Annotated in this window: 18 protein-coding genes and 2 pseudogenes; 11 read left to right on the top strand and 9 right to left on the bottom strand. The window is 69.7% G+C overall.

Annotated features, from left to right (window positions below; all coding sequences use genetic code 11):
- Positions 1–112: 112 nt before the first annotated feature.
- On the bottom strand, positions 113–1,267 hold the full coding sequence (locus ACP4E5_RS43365) for a tyrosine-type recombinase/integrase (RefSeq protein ID WP_425839865.1): 1,155 nt from the start codon (positions 1,265–1,267) through the stop codon (positions 113–115).
- 93 nt (positions 1,268–1,360) lie between these two features.
- On the opposite strand from ACP4E5_RS43365, the pseudogene ACP4E5_RS43360 reads away from it, so the two are divergent.
- The 7 genes and pseudogenes from ACP4E5_RS43360 to ACP4E5_RS43330 all read left to right on the top strand — a co-directional run.
- A pseudogene (locus ACP4E5_RS43360) lies at positions 1,361–1,525 on the top strand (pirin family protein); the annotation flags it as partial.
- 173 nt (positions 1,526–1,698) lie between these two features.
- Positions 1,699–2,922: a sensor histidine kinase gene (locus tag ACP4E5_RS43355; protein ID WP_425839862.1), complete on the top strand. Its 1,224-nt coding sequence runs from the start codon at positions 1,699–1,701 to the stop codon at positions 2,920–2,922.
- A gap of 65 nt (positions 2,923–2,987) precedes the next feature.
- Positions 2,988–3,719: a response regulator gene (locus ACP4E5_RS43350; protein ID WP_425839860.1), complete on the top strand. Its 732-nt coding sequence runs from the start codon at positions 2,988–2,990 to the stop codon at positions 3,717–3,719.
- Positions 3,720–3,947: 228 nt separating this feature from the next.
- A complete protein-coding gene (locus ACP4E5_RS43345) occupies positions 3,948–7,607 on the top strand; it encodes a bifunctional glycosyltransferase/CDP-glycerol:glycerophosphate glycerophosphotransferase (protein WP_425839858.1) in 3,660 nt (1,219 codons plus the stop codon).
- A 44-nt stretch (positions 7,608–7,651) separates the two neighbouring features.
- Positions 7,652–8,782, top strand: coding sequence for an Ig-like domain-containing protein (locus ACP4E5_RS43340; RefSeq protein ID WP_425839855.1), 1,131 nt, complete (start codon positions 7,652–7,654; stop codon positions 8,780–8,782).
- A gap of 160 nt (positions 8,783–8,942) precedes the next feature.
- Positions 8,943–9,800, top strand: a pseudogene (locus ACP4E5_RS43335) (winged helix-turn-helix domain-containing protein).
- A gap of 336 nt (positions 9,801–10,136) precedes the next feature.
- The gene (locus ACP4E5_RS43330) at positions 10,137–10,694 is read left to right on the top strand and encodes a TetR/AcrR family transcriptional regulator (protein ID WP_425839852.1); all 558 of its coding nucleotides are present in this window, start codon (positions 10,137–10,139) and stop codon (positions 10,692–10,694) included.
- An 82-nt stretch (positions 10,695–10,776) separates the two neighbouring features.
- Here ACP4E5_RS43330 and ACP4E5_RS43325 read toward each other — a convergent pair whose 3' ends face one another.
- The 3 genes from ACP4E5_RS43325 to ACP4E5_RS43315 form a co-directional block, all read right to left on the bottom strand.
- Entirely contained in the window at positions 10,777–11,667 is an 891-nt protein-coding gene (locus ACP4E5_RS43325) for an oxygenase MpaB family protein (protein WP_425839849.1), read from the bottom strand.
- Between the two features lie 57 nt (positions 11,668–11,724).
- Positions 11,725–12,153: a tautomerase family protein gene (locus tag ACP4E5_RS43320; protein ID WP_425839846.1), complete on the bottom strand. Its 429-nt coding sequence runs from the start codon at positions 12,151–12,153 to the stop codon at positions 11,725–11,727.
- Between the two features lie 137 nt (positions 12,154–12,290).
- A complete protein-coding gene (locus ACP4E5_RS43315; RefSeq protein ID WP_425839843.1) occupies positions 12,291–13,418 on the bottom strand; it encodes a hypothetical protein in 1,128 nt (375 codons plus the stop codon).
- A 315-nt stretch (positions 13,419–13,733) separates the two neighbouring features.
- On the opposite strand from ACP4E5_RS43315, the gene ACP4E5_RS43310 reads away from it, so the two are divergent.
- Positions 13,734–14,669, top strand: coding sequence for a MerR family transcriptional regulator (locus ACP4E5_RS43310; RefSeq protein WP_425839840.1), 936 nt, complete (start codon positions 13,734–13,736; stop codon positions 14,667–14,669).
- Positions 14,670–14,671: 2 nt separating this feature from the next.
- Here ACP4E5_RS43310 and ACP4E5_RS43305 read toward each other — a convergent pair whose 3' ends face one another.
- Complete coding sequence (locus ACP4E5_RS43305) at positions 14,672–15,634, bottom strand: GlxA family transcriptional regulator (RefSeq protein WP_425839837.1); 963 nt, start codon at positions 15,632–15,634, stop codon at positions 14,672–14,674.
- A 70-nt stretch (positions 15,635–15,704) separates the two neighbouring features.
- Here ACP4E5_RS43305 and ACP4E5_RS43300 point away from each other — a divergent pair, with 70 nt between their 5' ends.
- Positions 15,705–16,541 carry an alpha/beta fold hydrolase gene (locus tag ACP4E5_RS43300; RefSeq protein WP_425839834.1) on the top strand — a complete coding sequence of 279 codons (837 nt, stop codon included), beginning with the start codon at positions 15,705–15,707 and terminating at the stop codon, positions 16,539–16,541.
- Here the strand turns inward: ACP4E5_RS43300 and ACP4E5_RS43295 are convergent.
- Both ACP4E5_RS43295 and ACP4E5_RS43290 read right to left on the bottom strand, forming a co-directional pair.
- Entirely contained in the window at positions 16,538–16,846 is a 309-nt protein-coding gene (locus ACP4E5_RS43295) for a winged helix-turn-helix domain-containing protein (RefSeq protein ID WP_425839831.1), read from the bottom strand. The genes ACP4E5_RS43300 and ACP4E5_RS43295 overlap by 4 nt on opposite strands.
- Positions 16,833–17,369 carry a hypothetical protein gene (locus ACP4E5_RS43290; RefSeq protein ID WP_425839828.1) on the bottom strand — a complete coding sequence of 179 codons (537 nt, stop codon included), beginning with the start codon at positions 17,367–17,369 and terminating at the stop codon, positions 16,833–16,835. Before ACP4E5_RS43290 ends, ACP4E5_RS43295 begins: the two co-directional genes overlap by 14 nt.
- A gap of 151 nt (positions 17,370–17,520) precedes the next feature.
- Between ACP4E5_RS43290 and ACP4E5_RS43285 the strand changes: the two genes are divergently transcribed.
- The gene (locus ACP4E5_RS43285; RefSeq protein ID WP_425839826.1) at positions 17,521–19,503 is read left to right on the top strand and encodes an ABC transporter ATP-binding protein; all 1,983 of its coding nucleotides are present in this window, start codon (positions 17,521–17,523) and stop codon (positions 19,501–19,503) included.
- A 419-nt stretch (positions 19,504–19,922) separates the two neighbouring features.
- Here the strand turns inward: ACP4E5_RS43285 and ACP4E5_RS43280 are convergent, their stop codons facing one another.
- A complete protein-coding gene (locus ACP4E5_RS43280; RefSeq protein ID WP_425839823.1) occupies positions 19,923–21,977 on the bottom strand; it encodes a phosphocholine-specific phospholipase C in 2,055 nt (684 codons plus the stop codon).
- Positions 21,978–22,184: 207 nt separating this feature from the next.
- Entirely contained in the window at positions 22,185–22,913 is a 729-nt protein-coding gene (locus tag ACP4E5_RS43275; protein WP_425839820.1) for a TetR/AcrR family transcriptional regulator, read from the bottom strand.
- Positions 22,914–23,037: 124 nt separating this feature from the next.
- On the opposite strand from ACP4E5_RS43275, the gene ACP4E5_RS43270 reads away from it, so the two are divergent.
- Positions 23,038–23,913: an SDR family oxidoreductase gene (locus ACP4E5_RS43270; RefSeq protein WP_425839817.1), complete on the top strand. Its 876-nt coding sequence runs from the start codon at positions 23,038–23,040 to the stop codon at positions 23,911–23,913.
- The last annotated feature ends 115 nt before the right edge of the window (positions 23,914–24,028 follow it).

Genomic DNA, 24,028 nt, shown 5'->3' with positions numbered 1-24,028 from the left:
AAGATCGGGCCGATCCAGAACGGCACTCCGCCGTTCAACGTCTTCAAAGTCGGCACAAGGGCGCGCCTCAGCGGCGGCTCCGGAGCCTCGTCCCTCCAGAGCCGCCACCGAGCTACGCAGCCAGTGACATGTCGAGCACCTTCGCCGCCGCCCCAATGGATCCGGGCATCAGGTGCCTGTAGATCTTGAACGTGATGTCAATGCTCTTGTGTCCCATCCACTCCGCCACGTCGGTGATCGGGATGCCGCTGCTCAAGCAGTTCGACGCGAAGAAGTGCCGGAATCCGTAGACCACCATTCCATCCGGGATGTCCACTCCCCCGGCGGCCTTCATGCGCTGCCATTGATTCCACAGGCCCCAGTGCGGATATGGCCGACTCACGTCCGTGGGTTGACGCAGCAAATAGCCGTCCGTCGTGCCGTACTTGTCGGCGTACCACTCGATCGTCGACCTGATACGGGCCGGCAAGGGAACGTCCCGGTACTCTCCCGCCTTCCGATGCTTCAGAGGGCCGTACCGCATCGTCGACATGACGACCTGTTCACTCACTCGATAGACGTCGTCCGCGACGATGTTGTTGAGGTTGACGGCGGCAGCCTCGCCGTTGCGCAAACCGCAGCCACTCATCATGTCGATGAGCAGCATGAAGGCATCGTCCCCGGCCGTGCGTAGCTTGCGCAGCTGCTCCAGTGAGGGAATCACAGCGCGCGACGGGTCGTACTGCGGCGCCTTCACTCCATCCATCGGATTCTCCGGGTAGAGCCCGAGACGGTGGGCGTCCAGGAGTATCGCGCGCAGCTTGTCGTAGGCGTTGGCCTGCGTAGCCAGTCCGGCCTGCGCACGTTCCATACTGCGGATGAACGTATCGACGACCTTGAAGTCGAAACTCATCATCTTGCGGCTGCCGAGTGCTGGGAACAGATGATGTTCCAGCAGCGACTCGAGGTGGCGTACGGAGGACGGCGCCAGGTGACGCTGCCCTGCTTTCCACTCCGCCGCGAACTCCTCGAGCCGCATTGCACCGTACTTCTCGATGCGCTCAGCGCGAGCCTGCGCACGCGGCTGCGCCTTCTTGTCCTTGTAGATCTCCGTAAGACGCTCGATCGCAGCGTCCTGGGTAGCGAACCCCGACTCCTCCCGCTGCCGACCCGACGAGTTCCGATACCGAATGTGATACTCGTGCTGGCACTTCGACCAACGAGACTGCTGGTGCTCGCAGGTCTTGTACAGGGACCCCATGCCACGCATGAGCTTCTTGGCTGGCACTGACTCCGTCTCCCCGGGACTCTTGCTGGCTCATTGCTGGCCGCCCAGGGTCAGGGACACTCCTGACCTGCGAAGAACCGTAACTTCGGTGATATGTGGTGGAACTTCATCGGCCGCAACCAGGACGAGATCACGCAGGCGCGGGAGGACTGGACGACGGGGGGCCGGTTCGGTGAGGTGAAGGGGTACGACGGTGATCCGCTGCCGGCGCCGGAGCTTCCGGCTGTGCCGTTGAAGCCGCGGGGGCGGGTGCGCTGACGCGGCCGGGCGGGAGCTCGGGGCGCTGCCCGTGGATGGTCATCGTCACCGAGGTCGGACTGAACGCTGGCGCTGGTACCCAGTACCTGGCCGCGCCAGTCGTAGTCGATCCGGCCCGTGTGCTCCACGCTTGACGATCGCCCCTGACGCGGAAGGCTGCATACGATGCCTACATGTCCGACAAGGGGCGGAAATATCCCGTACAGGGCAGGACGGCCCGTCACGCCATGGGCCAGTCGACGGGCGAGCTGCCGACCGGGCCGCTGGACCGCCCGCACACCGTGGACACTCTCGTGGCGCTTTTGTTCTGCGCCTTCGTGGTGGTGGACGTCCTGACCGTGCCCGCCGAAGGGCTGCACCGGCGGGAACTCAGCACGGCGCCTGCCGTCGTGACCGAACTGGCCGTGATCGTCCTCCTGGCCGTCCCCCGCTGCCCGAACCTGCTGCTCGTGCCCTTGGGTGTCGTGACGCTCTACTTCACCGGTGGCGACGTCGCCCTCGCCTTCGCCTGCTATCTGATCGCCGTACGCGGCCGGAGGCACTGGCTGACCTGGCTCGTCGTGGCCGGCGTCTGCGAGCTCGCCGCGAGCGCTGTGAGCGTGCCGGGAACCGGCCTCAGCCTTCCGGTACGGGTCGCGGTCGTGGTGGGACTGCCCGCCTTCATCGGGCGCACGCTCCACGGCCAGCAGCGCACCCGAGAGTTGCTCGTGCGCACCGCGGAGCTCCGCGTCGACCAGGCCACCGCTCTCGAACGTGCGCGGATCCAGCGGGAGTTGCACGACACGGTGGCCCACGGGGTGACCCTGATGATGCTGCGGGCCGGCGCCCTCGAGGTGAGCACCCAGGACGCGGCCGCCCGGCAGGCGGCCATCGATCTGCAGGACCAGGCCCAGAACACCCTGGACGACATCCGCGTGTGGTACGCGGTGCTGCGCTCCGCCCCCGACGACGGTACGGACGACCGGGCCGAGCCGTCGGCCGTCACGGCTACCGACCTGGCCGAACTCGTCCACCGGGTACGGGCGACGGGCGCGCACGTCACCCTGTCCGGACCGCCCGACGCCCTGGCGCACACCGGCCGGGCCACCCGCCTCGCCGCCTACCGCATCGCCCAAGAGGCCCTCACCAATGCCGTCAAATACGCCCCCGGCGCGCGCGTCGAGGTCGGCACGCGCATCGACGGCGACCGGCTGCACCTGCACGTACGCAACGACAGCGCGAGCGAACCGCCCGCCCGCCCCGTACCCGGCACCGGCCTCGGTCTCATCGGGCTGCACGAACGGACCCGGCTCATCGGTGGCACTCTCCTGTCCGGTCCGACCGACGACGGCGGCTTCCTGGTCCGGGCCGACCTGCCACTGCACGCCCAAGAAACACCGGCGCCGAACGCGCGATGACCGCGCGCCCCGCTCCCCGACGCCGAAAGACCACCACAGGAAGGCCGATGGACCCCACGGACCCGATGAACCGACCAGACTCGACGCCCCCGTCCTCCCCGGCTCACACCCCGCCCCCGTTCCCTCCGGCCGCCCCACTCCCGTCCACGATCCGCGTCCTGCTCGCCGACGACGAGCAGCTCGTGCGGGCAGGTCTTTCGGCGATCCTCTCGTCCGCCCCCGACATCGACGTCGTCGCCGAAGCGGCAGACGGCAACGAGGCCGTAGCCCTGACCCGCACGCAGGTACCCGATGTCGTCCTGCTCGACCTCAACATGCCGCGCGCCGACGGACACGTCACGATCCCCCGGCTGCGCGCCCTCGCGCCGCGCCCTCGGATCCTGATCGTCACGACGTTCGGCGACGAGGAGAACCTGGAGCGGGCCATGCGGGCCGGTGCCGACGGGTTCATGCTCAAGGGCAGCAGACCCGCCCAGCTGATCGCCGCCGTCCGCGCCGTCCATGAGGGCGACCCGGTCCTCGCCCCGCCCCTCATGCGCGCCCTCATCGAGCGTGCCTACTCCGCTCCGCCCCCGCCGCCCGTCCTCACCGCCGCCAACGACGCGCTGAGCGTCCGGGAGCGCGAGATCCTCGCCTGCCTCGGGCGCGGCCTGGGCAACCGGGACATCGCCGCCGAACTCGGGGTCGCCGAGACCACCGTGCGCACCTACGTCTCCCGGCTCCTGGCCAAACTGGGCCTGGCCAACCGCGCCCAGGCGGCGCTCTACGCCCACCGCGCCGGACTCGGCGGCCGCTGACACCAGCACGGCCCGAACGGCCCGGCGCCGCACCTGCCGCAGGTCCCGCGCGCCGCGGGCCGGACGACCTTCGCGGCGTGGTCCGGGGACCCGGCGACACGTTCCGTCCACACCGGATCGACATCCGTCCACAAAACGGCCGCCCTCCGCTCCCTAGCGTCGAGATGCGCCCCGGACCGACGGGGCCGCCGTCTCGAACCGATCCGGGGATCGAAGGAGTCCGTTCCGATGTCGCCGCAGCTGAGCATCGTCGTGCCGTTCCAGAACGTCGAGCAGTACCTCGACGAGTGCCTGCGGTCCATCGCCCAACAGACCTTCGAGGACTTCGAGGCCATCCTCGTCGACGACGGGTCGACGGACGGCTCGACGGCGATCGCGGCCGAGTTCTGCCGCATGGACCCGAGGTTCCGGCTCATCAGGCAGGCTGCCCACGGTCCGGGCCACGCCCGGAACACCGCGATCCGCGCGGCGGATCCGCAGGCCGAGTTCCTGGGGTTCGTGGACGGCGACGACGTCATCCCGGACTACGCGTACGAGCTGCTGATCGGCACGCTCAAGGAGAGCGGCTCGGACTTCGTCTCCGGCAATGTCCGGATGATGAACTCGCAGACCTCGTGGCCTTCCAGCCTCCACCACGACCTGCTCCGCCGTGACCGCCGGCGCACCCACGTCACCCGCAAGCACGACTTGATCTACGACCGGACCGTATGGAACAAGGTCTTCCGGCGCTCTTTCTGGGACCGGCACCGGATCACCTATCCCGAGGGCGTCCTCTACGAGGACATCTGGGTCAATCTCTACGCCCACTACAGCGCGAAGTCCGTCGACGTGGTCGGCACCCCCGTCTACTTCTGGCGCCGCCGTGACGGGGGCGCCGCCCCGTCGATCACCCAGTGCAACCACGAGCTGGGCAACGTACGCGACCGCATCACCGGAGTCCAGAAGGTGAGCCGGTTCCTCGGCGACCAGCAAGGGGCCGAGTTCGCCGACCACAAGCGCCGCTACGACCAGTCCGTCCTGAAGTCCGACCTCATGATCCACCTCAAGGCCCTGCCGGAGGCGGACGACGAGTGCCGCACCTACTTCCTGGAGCACGCAGGCACGTTCCTCGCCGAGGCTGCCCCGGACATCATCGACGGCCTGTGCGCGGCCGACCGCGTCAAGTGGCACCTCGTCCGTGCCCGCAAACTGGACGAGCTCCTCGAACTGCTCGTGTGGGAACGCAAAGGCGGGCCCATACCGGTGCGCCGGCGGGTCCACCGCTATCTCGACCACCCGTATCTGGACGACCGCTCGGTCGGGATTCCCAAGCGCGCCTCCCGCCTGGGCAAGGAGTTCTCGATGCGGGGTTCGCTGACCTCGGCCGTGTGGGACGACGGCAAGCTGAAGATCTCGGGGCGCGCCTACATCCGCAACCTCAACATCCACAAGCGCCATCACTCGGTCAAGGCGATCGCCCTGCGCAACAAGAAGCTGTCCGGGCGGATCATGGTTCAGCGCGCCAGGACGACCTACACGCCGGAGGCCACCGAGCACTCGGGGCAGAACCGCTACTGCTACGACTGGTCCGGGTTCGAGACCGTCATCGACCCGCGCCGGTTCCAGCGCAAGGGCAAGTGGGTCGAGGGCACGTGGGATGTGGCCGTGGGCGCGCTCAGCCGCGGGCTGTTCCGGTACAAGAGTGTGATCGCGGGCGATGCGTGCACCGCTTCCCACCCGGCCCCCTTCTACGTGGAGAAGAACACCCGCGTGGTGCCGCTGTTCGTCGACGGCGCACTGAAGATCCGGGTCGAGCGGGTGCGCTGCCGCGTCATCGGGCACAGCCTGCGCGGCGGCCACCTGGAACTGCGCGGTGTGCTGCTCACCGACGAGGTCCCCGCATCGGGAACGCTGCGCCTGCGCGCCCTGTCCGGCGCGGCCGAGCACCACTCCGACGTAATGTTCACGCCCGGCGGCGAAGGGTGGTGCCACTTCCGGACCCGCCTCCCGGTCCGTGAGCTCGCCCCCGCGTCCCGGCGCGGGAACCATGACGCTCTCCCGCAGATGTGGGGCACGGGCGCGAGCGGCTGGAAGACCACCCTCCACCTCCCGGGCCGCAAGCGCCCCTACTACCCCGTCGTCGCCGCGGAGACGCCCGACGGCAACTACCCCGCGCCCTCCCTGGCCGACGGGACCTCGGCAGGCCGGGAGGTCGTCGTCCACCGCAACGCCCAGGGGTTCCTCGTCCTGTTCGAGCGCGTCGAGGCCCCCGTCGCCGATGCCTGCGACTGGGAGGCGGACGGCACCCTGACCGTCACCGGAGCGTTCCCCGGCCATGAGCGCCTCACCCCGCAGCAGCGGGCGGGCCTGCGTGTGGTGGTGCGTTCGCGGGCCAAGCGTGAGGAGAAGACCTTCCCCGTGCGCTGCGCGGGCGGACGCTTCCGGATCTCGCTCGACCCGGCGCACGTGGAGAGCCTCAATGGTCCCGCGCCACTCGCCTCGGGCCGGTGGGACCTCGACTTCCGTGTGCCGCAGACCGGCGGTCGCCCCTCGCACGATGTGGCGATGAGGGCCCACAGGACGTTGATCGCCGATATGCCCTCGCGGGGTTCGGTGGACGGCCGCGGTTACGAGGTGCAGACGCAGTGGCACGATCGGCTGACGCTGATGGCACACTCCGCGATGCCGGTGGAGGGGCGCGGCCCGTACCGGCAGAAGCTGCTGCGCACGCGGCACTATCCGGACAGCCGCGGTCTCCCGCTGCGGGAGGCCGTGCTCTTCGACAGCTTCCGTGGCACCCAGCTCTCGGGCAGCCCCCGTGCCGTCTACGACGAACTCGTGGACCGCGGCACCGATCTGGAACTGCTGTGGGTGGTCCGCGACGACCAGATCCAGGTGCCGGCGAACGCCCGCGCCGTCCGTATGTGGTCGCCGGAGTGGTACGAGGCACTGGCCCGCAGCCGCTACCTCGTCTTCAACAACCACCTGCCCAACTGGTTCCGGCGCCGCGACGAACAGGTCGTCGTACAGACCTGGCACGGCACGCCGCTGAAGAAGATCGGGCACGACATCGACTCGCCGCAGTTCGCGGACCGCGACTACCTGGAGCGGCTGCCCACCGAGGTCGGTCAGTGGTCGATGCTGGTCTCGCCGAACCGGTTCTCCACGCCCATCATGCGCCGTGCCTTCGGCTTCGACGGCGAGATCCTGGAGACCGGCTACCCGCGCAACGACATCCACTACGCCCCCGACCGGGCCGAGCGCGCCGCGCAGGTGCGCCGCAGGCTCGGACTGCCGGACGGCAAGCGCGTGGTCCTGTACGCACCGACGTGGCGGGACCACCTCTTCTACGGCGCCGGCCGCTACAAGTTCGACTTCCGTATCGACCTTGCCGAGGCCCGACGGCAGCTCGGCGACGATCACATCCTGCTGGTCCGCCGCCACCCCAACGTGGTCGACCCGGTGCCCGGCGCGGGCGACGGATTCGTCTGGGACGTGACCGCCTACTCCGACATGGCCGACCTCATGCTCATCACGGACGTGATGGTGACGGACTACTCGTCGCTGATGTTCGACTTCGCGAACACCGGCCGTCCGATGCTGTTCTTCACGTACGACCTCGACCACTACCGGGACACCCTGCGCGGCTTCTACTTCGACTTCGAGGCCGACGCCCCCGGGCCGCTGCTGTCCACGTCGCAGGAGCTGATCGAGTCCATCCGCGACGTGGACCGCTCGCAGGAGCAGTACGCGTTCCGATACCGCCGGTTCCAGCGGGACTTCTGCGACCTCGACGACGGCAACGCGGCGGGCCGTGTCGTCGACCGCCTGCTCGGCGGGCCGGTCGGTGCCGGCACCGGGCCGACCACCCCGCACCGTCACGCCCGGCCCCGCCACCGGGCCGCATGACCCGCATGACCTGCGTCAGAAAGGCAACCGCTCCGATGGCCCGCATGCCCTCCACCAACGGCCGCCCCTTGTTCACCGGCACCGACACCGCCGCCCAACTCCCCGTCGACTACCGGTTCTTCGAGGCCCGCAACGGCAACCGGCACCTCGTCGTCGTGTTCGCCAACTTCGACGCCCCCGAGGACTACGGCTGGTCCAACGGCGTGCTGGACAAGCTGCGCGCCAACGTCCTGTGGATCCGCGACCGCTTCGACGGCCACAACGCGTACTACCTGTGCAGGGAACTGGACTTCTCCGTCGAGCAGTCCGTCGCCGCGCTCATCGAACGATTCCTGACCGCCCTCGCGCTCACGCCTCGGGACTGCACCCTGCTCGGCAGCTCCAAGGGGGCCAGCGCCGCCCAGTACTTCGGGCTGAAGTACGGCTACCAGAACGTGGTGGCCATCGCCCCGCAGTTCGCGATCGGCTCATACGTACAGCAGGTCCACCCGAAGGTCGCCCGCTTCATGCTGGGGGACCAGCCCGACGACGCGGCCGTACGAGAACTGGACGCCTGCCTCCCCGACCTGGTGCGCGAGGGCCGTCACCGCGACGTCAACATCTACCTGTTCTCCTCCCCCGCCGACGCCCAGTACCGGAATCAGGTCGAGCCCTTCCTGCTTCTCTTCCACGACTACGAGAACTTCAACTTCGTGTTCACCGACTCCCCGTTCGTGACCGACCACACGCAGGTGGCCGGCCGGAACGTGCCCGTCATCATGGGTGTCCTCAACCTCCTCATCGACGGGATCGCGCCGCGCCTCGGATTCGTACGCAACGGCTACGAGGACCCGCAGGCCGACCGGTCGCCGCTCCACGCCCACCTCGCGGCCACCGCCCTCCCCGGCACCTGGGTGGCTCCCCCGGTGATCACGTCAGCCCCGGCCCACCCGCCGCAGCCCGCGCTTCTCGCAGGAACCGCCCGCGACGCGGTAGCGGTGCAGTTCTGGGAGCACGGCACCCTGGGCACAACCGACGTCGCGCCCGACGGCACCTGGTCCTGGACTCCCCAAAAACCCTGGCCCGCCGGTCGCCACACCGTCCGGACCTTCGCCGTGAACACACACGGCGCCGAATCGGAGCGCACCACAACCGTCCTCACCTTCGACACCCCGTGCCCCGGGCGGACTCGGTGAGCAAGGAGGGTCCCGCCGCACCAGTCTTGAACGCCGGCTCCGTCGTAGGTGTCCCGGAACTGAGGATGCGCGATCAAAGCAGCCAGCACATCTCGGTCGTCCAGCACCTCGGGCGATGGCGAGAGCTGACAGGTGGTGGCTGTAGCGGTACGCCCGGTGTATGAGGTACCCGCAAGGTGGTGGCCTGACGGCCGAGCGGCGGGCGTTTCGCGAGGGTATCCGTTTGGAGGCGGCCGGGGTGCACTCCGCAGGTTGGGCGGCCCGGCCGAAACTGACCGAGACTCTGTTCGCAGCACTGGAAGCCGAGTTGGCCAAGGGCCCGCTCGCGCACGGCTGGGACAGCCAAATCTGGACACTGGAACGGATCAAAACGCTGATCGGGCGCCGGTTCCACAAGACGATGCCCCTGTCCGCCATCACACAGAAGCTGCACCGCCACGGATGGAGCCACCAACTCCCGGCCCGGCGGGCCACTGAACGCGACGAGACCCGGGTGACGGGCTGGGTGAAGGACACATGGCCGTCGGTGGAATCGCCCGGGCGGCGCTCGAGGCCTACCTCGTCTTCGAGGACGAGGCCGGCTTCTCGATGACGCCGCCGACCTCCCGTACCTGGGCCAGGCGCGGACACACCGCCATCATCCGGGTGCGGGGACGTTCCCAGCGCCGCATCTCCATCGCGGCCCTGACCAGCACAAACCCGGCCACCGCTCCCGCCTGATCTACCGGCCGAAACGGCACGCCGACCCACAAGCGCGGCGGCCGCCGCAGCTTCACCTGGACCGAGTACCGCGACCTGCTGACCTGTGCGCACCGGCAGCTCGACGCCCCGCTCGCCCTCGTCCGGGACAACCTGAACGTGCACCTGGACACCCGCCTTCACCGACCCCGACCAACCGATGCGGGTCCTGCGCACCCACCTTCGGGAAATCCAGTACCGGCCCGGTCTCATCGACGGGTGTCTCAGAGTGGCCGGAGCTGCGACGCCTCGGCGGACGCCATCGCACAGGATGTGGTAGCACCAGCGGTGTAGAGGTCTGCCGCATGGGGCACCTCCCGCGACGCAGCGAAAGTTCGTCCGGGCGTCTGCAGCAAGGTAGGGATGGGCCTGCCGCACCAACAGCCGGGGCTGCGGACCACACTGGCGCCACGAGGAGCAGGCGATGAACGACCGCGGCCGTGAAGGGAGCCGGCGGCATACCCCTTCGCCCGATTCTCCGTGCGCCAGCGATGGCCTTAATATCGTTACACAACTGGCAAGTAATGAAATGGCGAGGTGGGTGCAGGGCATGGCCGAAAGCGGCGAGAAGAGGGCCCCGGGGGGCAGGGGTCCCGGGAGACCGCGTGACCCGTCCGTGGAGAAGGCGATCCTGCGGGCGACCGTCGGGCGGTTCATTTCGGACGGCTACGCCCGCATGACGATCGGTGACATCGCCTCCGACGCGGGCGTCACCAGGCCCACCGTCTACCGGCGTTGGGCGAACAAGCACGACCTCGTCGTGGACGCCCTGGACTTCAACTTCCAAGAGGAGCGCGAGAGCGAGCCGCTCGGCCCGCTGGACGACTTGCCGCCCGTCGAGGCACTGGGGAGGGCCTTGCGGTACTCGGTTCCGTACGCCCCGCCAGGCCGTGGAATGACGGTGGTGGGACATGTCCTGACCGAGACGGAGCACAATCCGGGCCTCCTGGAACTGGTACGAGGCCATGCGATCGGCCCCCGGATGCAGCCGCTGCTCGACACTCTGCATCGGCTGCGCGAGGAAGGGGAACTGCGCACGGACATGGACGTGCTCGTCGTCGCGGACATGATGATCGGCAGTATTTACTCGTCCTACCTGCGCACGGGCGACCGGGACCCGGGTCTCGCGGACCGGGTCGTCGCGGCGCTGTGGCCGGTTCTCTCCGAGGGCTAGCCGGTAAGGGGCCGCCGGTGGCCGGCCTGATCCGAACGGTCAGACCGGCGGGGAGAGGAATGGCGGCGGCTTCGCTATGGCGCTACCCGGTCCGGCTTGCTGTTCCCGCATGGGGACAAGCTCGTACAGATGCCTGGCGGCGTTCGGTGTAGGTGGTTGTGGGGTCGGCGAGAACTCGTTCGCCGGTCAAGAAGATCCCCTTCGTCAGCGCGCGATAGGCGTTGACGGCCCACTTCGGCGGCCGCCGCAGCCGATAAGCCGCGATCATGTGGTCATCGAAGAGGCTCACGACCCAGGCGCGCGCGAGGGGGTGCAGCGGCTTGGCGAAGTAGCGGTCGGCGAACTGCTGGATGAACGCGCGGGCGACCTGCGGACTGATCTCGTTGACCGGAACGTCCTCGGCCTCGTAGCGGTCGAGGAAGGCTTCGAGGTCTTCGAAGGTCTCGGGGAAGTCGGCAATCGGCTCACCGGTCGTGGCGTTGCGGAAATGTGTGGCCACGTTCCGCGCGTATGTCACGGCCGCGACTTTCTGCTTGTCGGTGTAGCCGGGGAGTCCGATCTTCCGCTGCAGGCGGTGTACGCCGGCCGCTTCGTAACCGAGGGTGGCGACGTAGGTGTCGTTGGGCTGGAAGCTGTCCGGGTACTTGCGGGCGTAATGGGCGTGCAGCCGATTGACCGCCTCCACGCTCTTCCGCGTCTTTTCGTGTTGTGACCCGTAGTGCCACCACAGCTGCGGCTTCCAGATCGAGCCGTCCGCTCGGGCGTGCGGATCGGTCAGCACCTTCCCCTGGCCGCCGTCGAGTACCGGGACTGCATCGCGCTCGCGCGTGCATACGTGCAAGATCCCGAGGACGAAGTTGAGGTTCGCCAAGAAGTCGTTGGGCCGGTGAGTGGCGGTCAGCCTCCAGATCTCGTCGTAGTCAGTGTGCGGGTCGAGCTGTTCGATCCGCTCCGATATCCACTTCCTGGGCATGGGGACCTTCCTGGTTGAGTTCCGATTGACGTGGCGGAGTGCGTCGGGCCCGGGCCGCTATTCGCTCGACAAGACCTCGCCGAGCGCCTCCCGATTGCGCTCCAGCCAAGCCGCCTCTTCTCCGGGGGCGGGCATGACCAGGCCGGCTTCCATGACGGAGGTCGAGTCGATTTCGTTGAGGCCGATGACCACGCTGCGGGGGTGCTCTCCCGTGATCGCGGTCCACGCTTCGCACAGCCCGGCCAGGAGCTCGGCCCGCGACGCACGATCGCGGCCGGCCCGGATCGTCCCGTTGATCACCGACAGCGTGTTGGGCCTACCGGCGGTGAAGAACTCGGACGGCTGGTACTCGGTGAACACGACGTGGACGAACCCCCGGGGAGCTCCGGTGACCGAGGCGTGCACGGTGGTGATCGCGTCCGCCAGGTCGGCACGGCGGTCGGCATCGACGGAGTCGGCAGGCACGAGACATTGATAGATCGGCATGTGTTTTCCCTGAGCTCTCATTCGTCATATGCGCTTCTCTTGGGCAACGCGCGCGATGGCCGTCGGGCGGTCTCGAATGCGTTGGGCATCGACGCAGGGCGTCCGTCCGCCGTGTTGGCGCACGACCATCGTCCTAATTACGTTACATGACTGTCAAGTAACGTAATAGCAAGACGGGTGCAGAGGAGGGGCGGAAGCGACCGGGGCGCCCGGTCCTCGTCACCGGCTCGCTCCTGAGTAGCCTGGCGACGCCAGAGGATGCGACGGTTCCCGTACGGGACGGACTCGAACGGGACGGCGCCCGGCGGCGGCAACAGCTGAACAAGGCCACTGAGGATCTCGGGGTCTACTTCCGGCAGTCCGAGGTAGGCGCGTACGGCCGCGGCGTCGAACGAGTTTCCGGCGATGCGGTCGATCAAGTGGTCGACGCGGGAGCGGAGTTCGGCGAGTTGCGGGGCGGTGTTGAGGGTCGACATGCTGCCGCCGTCGGCGAGCTGCCACACGGTTCCGGCTTCGACGGCGACCGGGAGTGGCTGGCCGGTGGCCCGGTCGACGGGCAGGCGTGCACCGGCCAGGCCGATGATCGGGGTGCCGGTCGTTGCGGATGCGGACGCGGAGTCGGTGTCGGTGGCGGCGAGTTCGTCGAGGAGTTGCAGCACGGTGACCAGCGTCGACTTGCCCCAGTGCTCCCCGCCGTCCGGGATCGAGTTGGGTACGTGGACGACGGGGATGAAGTCGACCATCAGGTCCAGGCCCTGCAGGACTTCGCCGTCGGAGCGGACCCGGTAACGGGCCTTGTCGGCGGGCAGGTTGTAGACGTCGTGGTGGCCCTTGAGGTCGTCGAGGAGCCATTCGGCGTCGGTGAGGTAGCAGGCGACGGTGGACGGCTTGCCGGGCGCCCACGGGTAGCTGCGGGTGATGTGCCCGCTGTCCGGGTCGAGACTGTCGCCGCTGGTCAGCAGCCACGACCCGTCCTCTGCGGTGAGGATCTCCCGGTAGGGGTCGCCGTCAGGTGTGCTGGCGGGGGCGGTGGCCGGCCGAAGCGGCGCAAGCTCGTAGGTGATGCGCCGTACGCGCGGCTTGAGGCCGCGGCGGGCGTCCTCGGGAAGCTCCCAGGCGAAGTACACGCGCGTCGGGTACTCCTGTGCGTCCTGCTCGCCTTCGTCCCACTCGGGGTAGTAGAAGCCGGGGTCGAAGGTGCGCAGCACGACCCGCTGTTTGGCCGGGTCCCAGGCCAGCGTGTAGACGCCGTCCCCGGCCCGCACGGCACAGCGTTCGGCTTGCTGGACCCGCAGCGGCAGCAGCTCCTTGTCGGCTCATCGCGCAGCCGCTCCTGCAGGTCGGCGGTCTGCAGGACGTCCGGGGCCGCCGAGTTCGCGCCGCTGCGCCACCTTGTCGTCTCCGGCGACGGCGGCGAGCTGCCCGGCCTGGTTCGAGTCATAGGCCGCGAGCTGCTTGTAGCAGACGCTGACGCGGGCTAAACAGGGTGCAGTTGGAGCCCTACCGGCCATAAGTTCTGTACCACGCAGCCCGCACAACGGGCTTGAGTCTCCCGTAGGAGGAGGCGCGAAGGTATGCGCATGGACGGCGACACGTTTTTCACGATCGGGGATCTGGCCCGGCGGACCGGGCTGACGGTCAAGGCCATTCGGTTCTACGCCGATTCCGGGATCGTGCCGCCGACGGACCGTAGCCCAGCCGGCTACCGGCTCTACGACATCGGCGCGCTGGCGCGTCTGGACCTGGTGCGCACCTTGCGTGACCTGGGGCTCGACCTTGCCGTCATCCGGCGGGTACTGGACCGGGAGGTCTCGGTGCCCGAAGTCGCGGCGGCGCACGCCGACGCCCTGGAGGTGCAGATTCGGACGCTCCGATTGCGGCGCGCGGTGCTGCGAGCGGTGGCCAAACGGGGCTCCACTCCCGAGGAAATGGACCTCATGCACAAGCTTGCCAAGCTCTCCGACGCCGAACGCCGGCGCCTCGTCACCGACTTCGTCGACGACACCTTCGGCGGGGTCGACGCCAACGCCGAGTTCGTGGACATGATGCGCTCGGCCATGCCCGAACTGCCCGACGACCCCGAGCCCGAGCAGGTCGACGCCTGGGTGAAACTGGCCGAACTCACCCGGGACCCCGACTTCCGCGCCGCCGTCCGGCGTATGGCCAAGTACCAGGCGGCCGAACGCGCCCGCGGAGACTCCACCGGTTTGCACCACGAGCTGACCGAGGCCGTCCGCGACCACGTCGGCCGCGCGCTCGACACCGGCGTCGCTCCGGCCTCGGCCGAGGCGCGGGTGATCGTCGACGCCCTCACCGCCCGTTACGCGCAGACCTTCAGCCGCGCCGACGACGCCGGCTTGCGCAACTGGCTGCTCACACGCCTTGAGATCGCCGGCGACCCCCGCGCGGAGCGCTACTGGCACCTGCTGGCCGTCATCAACGGATGGCCCGTCCCGCCCAGCCTGACACCGGTGTTCGCGTGGTTCACGGCGGCCCTGCGCGCTCACACCCCGTAGCCTCATCCGGTGTGGCCGAAGACGCGTCGGTAGGCCCCGGGGGTGGTGCCCAGTTGGGCGCGGAAGCGGCGGCGCAGGTTGACCGCTGAGGTGAGTCCGACGCGGGCGGCGACGGCTTCGACCGGCAGGTCGGTCTGTTCCAGCAAGACCCGTGCCGCGTCGATGCGTTGGTCGAGCAGCCACTGTCCCGGGCTGGTCCCGAGTTGTTCGGTGAAGCGCCGTGCGAGGGTCCGGCCGGACAGCCCGGCGTGTTCGGCGAGCCGGTCGAGGGTCAGCCGGGTGTCGAGGCGGGCGGTGGCCCACTCCAGCAGGGGTGCCAGCGACTCGTCGGCCTTGGCCGGCGCTGGGCGTGCGGACGGTGCGGCGTACTGGAGTTGGCTGCCCTCGCGGTGCGGCGGTAGGACCATGCTGCGGGCGATCTGGGCGGCGTACGCCGCGCCGTGGTCGGCGCGTACCAGGTGCAGGCACAGGTCGATGCCCGCGCCGGTTCCGGCGCTGGTGGCCACGTCGCCGTGGTCCACGAAGAGCACCTCCTGGTCGACGTCCACCTCGGGGAAGGCGGCGGCGAGTTGGGCGGTCCTGCGCCAGTGCGTGGTGGCGCGGCGGCCGTCCAGCAGTCCGGCCTGGGCGAGGACGAACGCTCCCGTGCAGATGGCGACGGTCCGCGCCCCGCGCCGGTGGGCGGTCCTCAGCGCCGCGATGACGGCCGGAGAGGCAGGGGCCCCGGGCGGTTGCCAGCCGGGGACGATCACCGTGTCAGCCTGCTCCAGTGCCTCAAGACCGGCGTCGACGAGCATCTCGTAGCCGGCGGTTGTTCGCAGAGGGCCGGGGTGCTCGGCGCAGATCGTGACGCTGTAGCGGGGCGGCTCGCCCGGTGGGGCGGTGCCGAAAACCTCGGTGGCGCAGGAGAGCTCGAAGGGCGACTGAGGCGGATTGAGCAGAGCCACCACCCGATGAGTGCGCATGGCAGGATTGTACCCACGGATGTCTTTCTGGACTCTCGGCCGGATGACCCGCACAGGACACAGTGGACTCATGAGCCTTGTGACCCGAACCAGCGAGACGACAGTGCGGCGGACCACAGTCCAGGTCGACGGCGAGCCGGCCAGCTACCTGACCGCAGGGCGGCCGGACGCCCCGCCGGTGCTCCTGCTGCACGGCACGTACTGGAGCCGTGTCTGGCTCCCCGTTCTGGACCACCTCGCCGACGCGGGGCTGCGTCCTCTCGCCGTCGACCTCCCCGGCCTCGGACGCTCGGGAGGCCGGCTCACCCCGGAGACGGCCACGGTTCCGGCCCTCGCCGACTGGGTGACGCGATACGTCGCCGCGCTGAACCTCTCGGGCCCCGTCGCCCTGGCGGGACACGACATCGGCGGCGCCATCGCCCAGCACCTCCTCGCCCACGACCGGCTCGACGTGTCCCGGCTCGCCCTGGTCAACTCGGTCCTCTACGACTCCTGGCCCGCGCCCCACGTGGCCCGGTTCCGGGACGCGGACACGGGAGAGGGCGTGCTGGCCGCGCGCCGACAGGCCGTGACGAGGGTGTTGGCCGGTGTCGCGACCGAGGCGTTGGTCGCGGAGTACGTGGATCCGTGGACCGATGAGCGGGTACGCCGCTCCTGGCTGGCCCTGGCGGGCGCCGCCGACAACCGGTACACCCTTGACCTCGTTCCCGCGCTGCGGCGATCCACCACGCCCAAGCTGCTGATCTGGGGCGAGGACGACCTGCACGAGACGGTGGATTTCGCCGAGCGGTTCGCCGCGGAGATGCCCCGGACCAGCCTCGTCCGCATCCCCGACGCCGATCACATCCCCACGGAGAACGCCCCCGGCCGGATCGGCAGGTCACTCGCCGACTTCTTCACGGACTAGCGGCTGCGGGGCCGCCGCGACGCCTCGACGACCTGTTGCAGGGCCGCCACATGGTGCTCCAGGGCGCCGCGGCCGGTTCCGCTCAAACTCACCCACGTACGCGGGCGCTTGCCGACGTAACCCTTCTTGACCTCGACGTACCCCTTCGCCTCCAGGGTGCTGACCTGCTTCGACAGGGCGGACGCCGAGACGCCGGCCTCGTCGCGGAGCCAGCCGAACTCGGCCCACTCCACGCCCGCGAGCAGCGAGACGATCGTCAGCCGCGTCGGGTCGAGGAGGACGGCGTCATACTCAAATGTGGCCATTGAGGGTGCTTCCCGTCGTGTGCCGCTCGCGTGTCGCCGACGATGCCAGAGCGCGCTGCATCCGTCCCCCGAAGAGGATCAGCGCGCCGCCCAGCAGCACGCCCAACGCCGTCCGCCAGTACGGCACATGCACGCCGAGGTCCGGCTGGAGCAGGGCGAGCGCGATGCCGATCGCGGCGAACGCGAGGATCACCACCCGGGCGACCAGGGCGAAACGGCCGGAGATCTCGCTCCTGCGCAGCCGGGCGCGCTGCCCGAGCAGCGCCGAGCCGCGGCGGGTGTTCAGCAGGACGACGTAGCCGACGGCCAGCGCCGAGAACGCGGGCGTGGTCCAGCCGGTGACATCGGAACCGAAGAAGTCGGGGGCGGCGAGCACCGCGAAGGTCAGGACGCCGAACACCACGTCCACCCAGCGTGCCGCGCCGGTTCCGGCGTGGGCCTGTGCGCGGCGCCGCTCGACGCTCCGCAACGTCCGGGCAGCGTTCGCGGCCTCGTCGGCTGTGGGCTCGTGGGGCTCGGGCATGGGACCCTCCATCGATGTGCTCCAGCAGAACTTGTTTCCTGAGAGGAAAGTAGTTTCCCTTGCCTCGCTCGTCAAGCGCCGGCTGTGAGGCTGAACAAGGAGGCCGCGTGCGGCGTCGAACGAAGGTGGCTGCGAAACAGGAGGCGGACGCATGAGGACACTGGGGCGCCCGCGGATCGAGGAGCCGAAGGTCTCGGAGTCCGAACTGGAGCTGTTCGGCGGCCCGTTGCGCTACGACATGGGCTGGAGCAAGCACGAGTACTCCCGCCTCGACCTCACCTTGTGGGGTGCGCTCAAGTCCCTGCCCGGCCTGGTGGGGCACACCGTCACCCTGGCGTGGCGTACGGACCGGCGCTCCCTGGTGACCGTGGGCGTCACCGAGGTGGGACAGGGCATCGCCACCGCCCTGAAGCTGCTCGCCGTCAACGCCGCCCTGCACGCGGTGCTCGCGGCCGGCACCGACGTGCACGGCCTGCGCCACGCCCTGCCCGCGGGAGCCGTGCTCGTGGCCGTCAACAGTGTCAACGCCGTCCTGGCGTCCTTGTCGACCTCGGCGGCGGGCAGCCTGGAGCCGAAGGTCGAACGTGCCGCGTCCGAGGAGTACTTGGCGGCCTGCGAACGCGTCGAGATGGCGGCCATCGAGGACGGCTCTTTCCGCGAGTTGATCGACCGGGCGCAGTACGGGGCGAACGAGGCGCGGCTCATGATCGGCTCCAGTGTCGCGGCGATCAACAGCGTGTTCTCCCTGGTCGCCTCCGGCGGGGTGCTGCTGGCCCTCAACCCGGTTCTGCTGCCGATGCTGGTCCTGATCGTGGCGCCCCGTGGATGGGGCGTGATGCGGGTGGCGCAGCAGCGGTACTTCTCGACGATGACGTGGATCGAGCACGTGCGGGCGAGCCGGGTGCTGTCCACCCTCCTCACGTCGGTCACGGCCGCGTTGGAGGTGCGCGTGCACGGCGTGGGCGGCTTCCTGCTGGGCCACTTCCACCAGATGTCGCACACCGCCGAGTCCGAGCAGGAGCGCCTGGCCAAGGACAAGGCCCGTACCGAACTGGCCGCGTCGGCCCTTCAAGGGGTCGGCTACCTGCTGACCTTCATGTTGATGATCGGCCTGTGTCTGTCGGGGCACATGAGCGTGGCCGCGTTCGGCACCGCCGTCATGGCGCTCAACTCGGGCTCCGCCGGGATCGGCGCCCTGGTCAGCACGATGAGCCAACTCCACGAGCAGTCCCTGTACGTGCACGACCTGGCCGACTTCCTCGTGAAGGCCGAGGAGCCGGCCATCCCGGAGGGCGGTCTTCCGCTGCCCGAGCGTCCCCGGTCCATCCGCCTGGACGAGGTCGGGTTCCGCTATCCCGGCCGCGACGAACCGGCCGTCAAGGACGTCTCCTTAACCATCCCCCTCGGTAGCGTCATCGCCCTGGTAGGGCCCAACGGCTCCGGCAAGTCGACCCTGGTCCGCCTGCTGTGCGGGCTTCACCTGCCCGGCGAGGGACACATCCACTGGGACGACGTCGACATCGCCGAAGCCGACAGACACCAGCTGTTCACTCACGTCAGCCTGCTCACGCAGAGCTTCGAGCGCTGGCCGTTCACGGCCGCGGCGAACATCCGCATCGGCCAGTCCGACCGCGCGGCCACGGAGGACGAACTGCGCGTCTCGGCCGAGTACGCGGGCGCGGACCGTGACATCGCGACGCTCCCCCGCGGCATGAACACCCTGCTGGGCAAGCAGTTCCGGGGCGGCAGCGACCTCTCCGGCGGCCAGTGGCAGAAGATCGGCCTGGCCCGCGCGCACTTCCGCGACGCCTGCATGATCATCGTGGACGAGCCGACGTCCGCGCTCGACCCGGACGCCGAGCAGCGCGCCTTCGACCAGATCCTGGGGCTCGCGGGCCCGGACCGCATCATCGTCCTGGTCACGCACCGCATGGCGGCGGTGCGGCACGCCGACCGCATCTTCGTCATGGACGACGGCCGACTGATCGAACAGGGCAGTCACGCCGAGCTGTTCGCCGCCGAGCCCGCCAGCCGCTACGCGCACATGTACCGCCTCCAGGCGGAGCAGTACGAACACCTCCCCCACCACCCCGTGCCCGGCCCCGCGCGCCCGGCCGTCGCCGAGCCCAACTGACCGCGCTCCGCCACCCGTACGCGGTCTTCGAGCGGAGGTTCCGTGACGGTCACGCGCGCTGATCCGTGCGCTCTTCCGATCAGGGCGAGAGCGGCAGTACGCTCCGATTGCCGACGCCCAAGTCCCCGGATCGACAGACCCGCCCCAGGAGCCCGCTGGTGTCGCGCATCGCCGACGAGGCGCGACACCAGCCCCTGCCCTACTGCGTGATTGCAGCGGGGTACCTCCCGCGCCCTGCTGCCGCAGTGGGCACCCGCGCGAGGAGTGGAGGGGAGCTACCGCTCCTCGCGCCCGACGGCCGCCGCTGACCGTACCGGTCGGCGGTGGCCGTCCCAACAGTCGGTGCCCCAAGCCGAGTTGAACTGATTTTCGATACTCAGCCTACTGCCGGAGCAGGTAGGTGGCCGTGCTTACGGCGCTCAGGCCGTCGCGATGCCCGGGTCGCTCACTCCCGGTGTGCCGTTCTCCACGTGTCCTGCCAGGCGGCGCAGATACCCGGTGACACCCTCGGCGGCCACCGTCAGGTCGTACCAGCGCCGGGTGCTCGTCAGGTCGACGGTCTGTTGGACCGTGCCGCCGGCGGGCACCGTGTACGTCTTCTCGCCACTGCCGTACGCGTTGGTGACGGTGAGCCGGACGGCGGCGGACGTCGGGTTCGTCAGGGTGAGGTCGAGGTTGCCGGTGCCCGCGTTGTGGCGCGCGGTCACCTCGGGCCCTGCGGTCCTGTTGTCGCCCTTGAAGGCGCGCAGGAAGCCGTTCGGCCCGTGCACCGTGAGGTCGTAACGGCCCCCGGAGTAGGACGAGTTCCAGCTGTCCGCGATCGACTTCCCGGCCTCGGCCGTGTACGTCCAGGGGCCGTCGCCGCGGCTGAGCGAGCGCACCTGGAAGGCGGCACCGGCCCGCTCGCCGCCGCTGAAGGTGAGCCGGTACTTGCCGGTCGCGAGGTCGGCCGCGCCGTCGACGTACGGGGCGTGGGCGAGCGGGCGGCTGGGGCGGGAGCCGGCCTCCTGGCGGGGCAGCGTGCCCTGCGCGGGCGGCTTCGGGACATAGCTGGGGTGGCGGTCGCGGTCCGGCGGGGCGTAGCCGGAGGTGTCGGGGAGTTCGGCCGGGTCGGTGACCTTCATGGAGAAGTCGAAGGCCGAGGTGAGGTCGCCGCAGATGGCGCGGCGCCACGGCGAGATGTTGGTCTCCTCCACCCCGAACCGCTGCTCCATGAACCGCAGGATCGAGGTGTGGTCGAAGGTCTCCGAGCACACGTAGCCGCCGGTGGACCAGGGCGACACGACGATCATCGGGACGCGCTGGCCGAGCCCGTAGGGGCCTGCGGCGCGGGTTCCACCGGGGTAGTAGTCGAGCTTGGTGTCCACGGTGGACAGGCCCTGGTTCGCGGAGGCCGGCGGGTAGGGCGGCACGACGTGGTCGAAGTAGCCGTCGTTCTCGTCGTAGGTGATGAACAGGGCGGTCTTGCTCCATACCTCGGGGTTCGAGGTGAGCGCGTCGAGGACCTGGGAGATGTACCAGGCGCCGTAGTTCGCGGGCCAGTTGGGGTGCTCGGAGAACGCCTCGGGAGCGGCGATCCAGGAGATCTTCGGCAGCTTCCCGGCCTTCACGTCGGCCTTGAGGACGTCGAAGTAGCCGTCGCCCGCCTTGGCGTTCGTGCCGGTGCGCGCCTTGTCGTAGAGCGGGTCGCCGGGCTTGGCGTTGCGGTAGTTGTTGAAGTAGAGGAGCGAGTTGTCGCCGTAGTTGCCGCGGTAGGCGTCGTCGATCCAGCCCCAGCCCCCGTCGGCGTCGAGGCCGTCGCCGATGTCCTGGTAGACCTTCCAGGAGACACCGGCCTTCTCCAGGCGCTCGGCGTAGGTCGTCCAGCCGTAGCCCGCCTCCTCGTTGCCGAGGACGGGGCCGCCGCCCGTGCCGTCATTGCCGACGTAGCCGCTGAGCATGTAGTAGCGGTTGGGGTCGGTCGCGCCGATGAACGAGCAGTGGTAGTCGTCGCAGACCGTGAACCGGTCGGCGAGGGCGTGGTGGAAGGGGATGTCCTCCCGGGTCAGGTACGCCATCGTGCCGGTGCCCTTGGCGGCGATCCAGTTGTCGTACTTGCCGGCGGCGAAGGCGCTGTGGCCGCCGGCCCAGTCGTGGTCGAGCCCCGCGATGAACTGCATGCCGAGGTCGTCCGCGTCCGGGTGGTAGGGCAGGGTCTCCTTGCCGCCGCTGGACTGGTGCCAGACCGGCTTGCCGCTCGGCAGGGTGACCGGGCGCGGGTCACCGAAACCACGGACGCCCTTCATCGTCCCGAAGTAGTGGTCGAAGGACCGGTTCTCCTGCATGAGCACCACGATGTGCTCGACGTCCTGGACGGTGCCGCTGCGGCGTGCTGCGGGGATGGCGGCGGCGCGGTCGATGGAGCCGCTCAACGCCGTGAAGGCGGCGGTGGCTCCGGCGATCTGCAGGAAGCGACGCCGGTTCAGTTCGGTCATGGGTGGGGGGATCTCCTGTTCTTCGCGGGTGACGCGTCAGGACTGATGACGAGTCAGTGGGGTCACGAGTCAGAGGTGGTGACGAGCCAGGCTGCCAGCGCAGGCTACGTCGCGGATCACTCCACAACCTGTCGTTTCCTGGCAACTCTTGCTGCACTTGCGCCCCAAGTTGGCCAAGAATTAAGGACGAAGGCGGTCGACGCAGGGTCAGCCCTGCGGCCTGCCGCCGTCCGCCGCGAGGCGGGTGAGCCACTCACGCAGCAGGCTCTGCTCGGCCTCGCTGAGGGCATCCGCCTTGTCGGGCAGCGCGGCGCGCAGCGCTCGGGCCGCCGGGGCGGGGCCGGACTCCGCGGCGGAGAAAGCGGGTTCGGCGCGGGTGATGGCTGCGATCATGGATTCGCGCAGGACGGTCAGCAGCGCCGGGTCACGGCGTTCCGCCGGGGTGGCCTGCCAGGTGATGACCGCGCCCTGGCCGGTTGCCTGGATGATCTGCGCGGCCAGCTCCTCGTCGACCCGCAGCCAACCCGAGGCCGCCAGGCGGCGCACCCGGGCGTGAAGGATCTCCAGACCGGCGCGGTGGGCGTCGGCCGTCTCCCGGCCGGTGGACCTGTTCATCACCGCGAAGAGCTCGGGGCGCGAGACCCCGAACTCCACGACCATGTCCCAGCCGCGACGCAGCTCCTCCACCGGATCCTCCGGCGCGGGGTCGAGCTGGGCGCGCTTGCTCTCCAGGAACTCCCTGTAGCCGTGCTCGGCGACCGCTTCCAGGAGGCCGTCCTTGTCCCCGAAGAGCCGGTAGATCGCCGGTGGCTGCATTCCGGCAGCGGCGGCGACCGCGCGGGTGCTCACCGCGTCCGCTCCCCCGCTCTCCAGCAGCTCGACGGCCGCTTCCACGATGCGGCGGCGGGGGCTGTCTGCGGTGTCACGGCTCGGCATGTATCGATGATAGCGAGATTTGGCTTCCATCGTTAGTTCCAGTGTTACCGTTGAAGTGATTCCACCGGAAACGCGTGAGCGGTTCCACCGGAAGCGCCATGAGGAACAACGTTGGGAGAACCCCGTGATCATCGTGACCGGAGCCACCGGACAGCTCGGCCGCCGCGTCGTCGAGCGGCTTTTGGAGCGTGTCCCCGCCGAGCGCGTCGGCGTCAGCGTCCGCGACCCCCGCAAGGCCCAGGACTTCGCCGACCGCGGCGTCCGCGTACGGCAGGGCAGCTTCGACGACCCCGCCTCGCTCGCGCACGCCTTCGAGGGCGCCGAGCAGCTGCTCCTCGTCTCCCTCGACCGCGCCGGCGAGGAGTGCGTCGCGGGCCACCGCACCGCCATCGACGCCGCCGTGAAGGCCGGCGTCGGCCGCATCCTCTACACCAGCCAGATGGGGGCCGCCCACGACTCGCGCTTCCAGCCGTGCCGCGACCACGCCAGGACCGAGGACCTGCTGCGCGCCACCGGCCTGCCCTGGACGTCGCTGCGCAACGGCTTCTACGCCGCGAGCGCCCTGCAGTTCCTGGAGTCCGCCCGCCGCGGCGGCGACATAGCCCTGCCCGCGGACGGCCCGGTCGCCTGGACCGGCCATGACGACCTCGCCGAGGCCACCGCCGCGATCCTCACCGACGAGGGGCGGTTCGAGGGGCCCACGCCGCCGCTCACCGGTCCGGCGGCGCTCGACTTCGACGCCGTCGCCGAGCTCGCGGCGCAGGCCACCGGGCGGCCGTTCACCCGCACCGTCGTCCCCGACGACGCCTTCCGCGAGCAGGTCGTGTCACACGGCGTCCCCGGCCCGACCGCCGACCTGATGCTGAGCATCTTCGCGGCGGCGCGAGGCGGCGAGTTCAGCGCGGTCGACCCGACGCTCCGCGAACTGATCGGCCGCGAGCCCGCCGACTTCCGCGCCCTGTTGGGGCGCGCCTGGTCCGAGGAGGCCTCGGGCCGGTGACGTGAGTGTCGCTCAACTCCCCGTGCTCTCCCGCGCGATGAGCTCGCGCCCGACGACATGACCCCTGAGCGGGGCCCGCCCCACCCGCCGACTCGCCGTCCAAGCCGCCGCGTTG

Origin of the sequence: Streptomyces fractus, from assembly GCF_049844455.1 — a bacterium.
In the GTDB taxonomy this organism is placed as follows: Bacteria; Actinomycetota; Actinomycetes; order Streptomycetales; family Streptomycetaceae; genus Streptomyces; species Streptomyces fractus.
The sequence above is the reverse complement of the archived record's forward strand: the minus strand, read 5'-3'. Positions and strand labels throughout refer to the sequence as shown.

Bases quoted from the DNA above. Each gene is read 5' to 3' on its own strand.
- ACP4E5_RS43355 (WP_425839862.1), top strand. From the start codon at position 1,699: ATGTCCGACAAGGGGCGGAAATATCCCGTACAGGGCAGGACGGCCCGT.
- ACP4E5_RS43350 (WP_425839860.1), top strand. From the start codon at position 2,988: ATGAACCGACCAGACTCGACGCCCCCGTCCTCCCCGGCTCACACCCCG.
- ACP4E5_RS43345 (WP_425839858.1), top strand. From the start codon at position 3,948: ATGTCGCCGCAGCTGAGCATCGTCGTGCCGTTCCAGAACGTCGAGCAG.
- ACP4E5_RS43340 (WP_425839855.1), top strand. From the start codon at position 7,652: ATGCCCTCCACCAACGGCCGCCCCTTGTTCACCGGCACCGACACCGCC.
- ACP4E5_RS43325 (WP_425839849.1), bottom strand. From the start codon at position 11,667: ATGCCCAGGAAGTGGATATCGGAGCGGATCGAACAGCTCGACCCGCAC.
- ACP4E5_RS43320 (WP_425839846.1), bottom strand. From the start codon at position 12,153: ATGCCGATCTATCAATGTCTCGTGCCTGCCGACTCCGTCGATGCCGAC.
- ACP4E5_RS43310 (WP_425839840.1), top strand. From the start codon at position 13,734: ATGGACGGCGACACGTTTTTCACGATCGGGGATCTGGCCCGGCGGACC.
- ACP4E5_RS43305 (WP_425839837.1), bottom strand. From the start codon at position 15,634: ATGCGCACTCATCGGGTGGTGGCTCTGCTCAATCCGCCTCAGTCGCCC.
- ACP4E5_RS43300 (WP_425839834.1), top strand. From the start codon at position 15,705: ATGAGCCTTGTGACCCGAACCAGCGAGACGACAGTGCGGCGGACCACA.
- ACP4E5_RS43295 (WP_425839831.1), bottom strand. From the start codon at position 16,846: ATGGCCACATTTGAGTATGACGCCGTCCTCCTCGACCCGACGCGGCTG.
- ACP4E5_RS43290 (WP_425839828.1), bottom strand. From the start codon at position 17,369: ATGCCCGAGCCCCACGAGCCCACAGCCGACGAGGCCGCGAACGCTGCC.
- ACP4E5_RS43285 (WP_425839826.1), top strand. From the start codon at position 17,521: ATGAGGACACTGGGGCGCCCGCGGATCGAGGAGCCGAAGGTCTCGGAG.
- ACP4E5_RS43280 (WP_425839823.1), bottom strand. From the start codon at position 21,977: ATGACCGAACTGAACCGGCGTCGCTTCCTGCAGATCGCCGGAGCCACC.
- ACP4E5_RS43275 (WP_425839820.1), bottom strand. From the start codon at position 22,913: ATGCCGAGCCGTGACACCGCAGACAGCCCCCGCCGCCGCATCGTGGAA.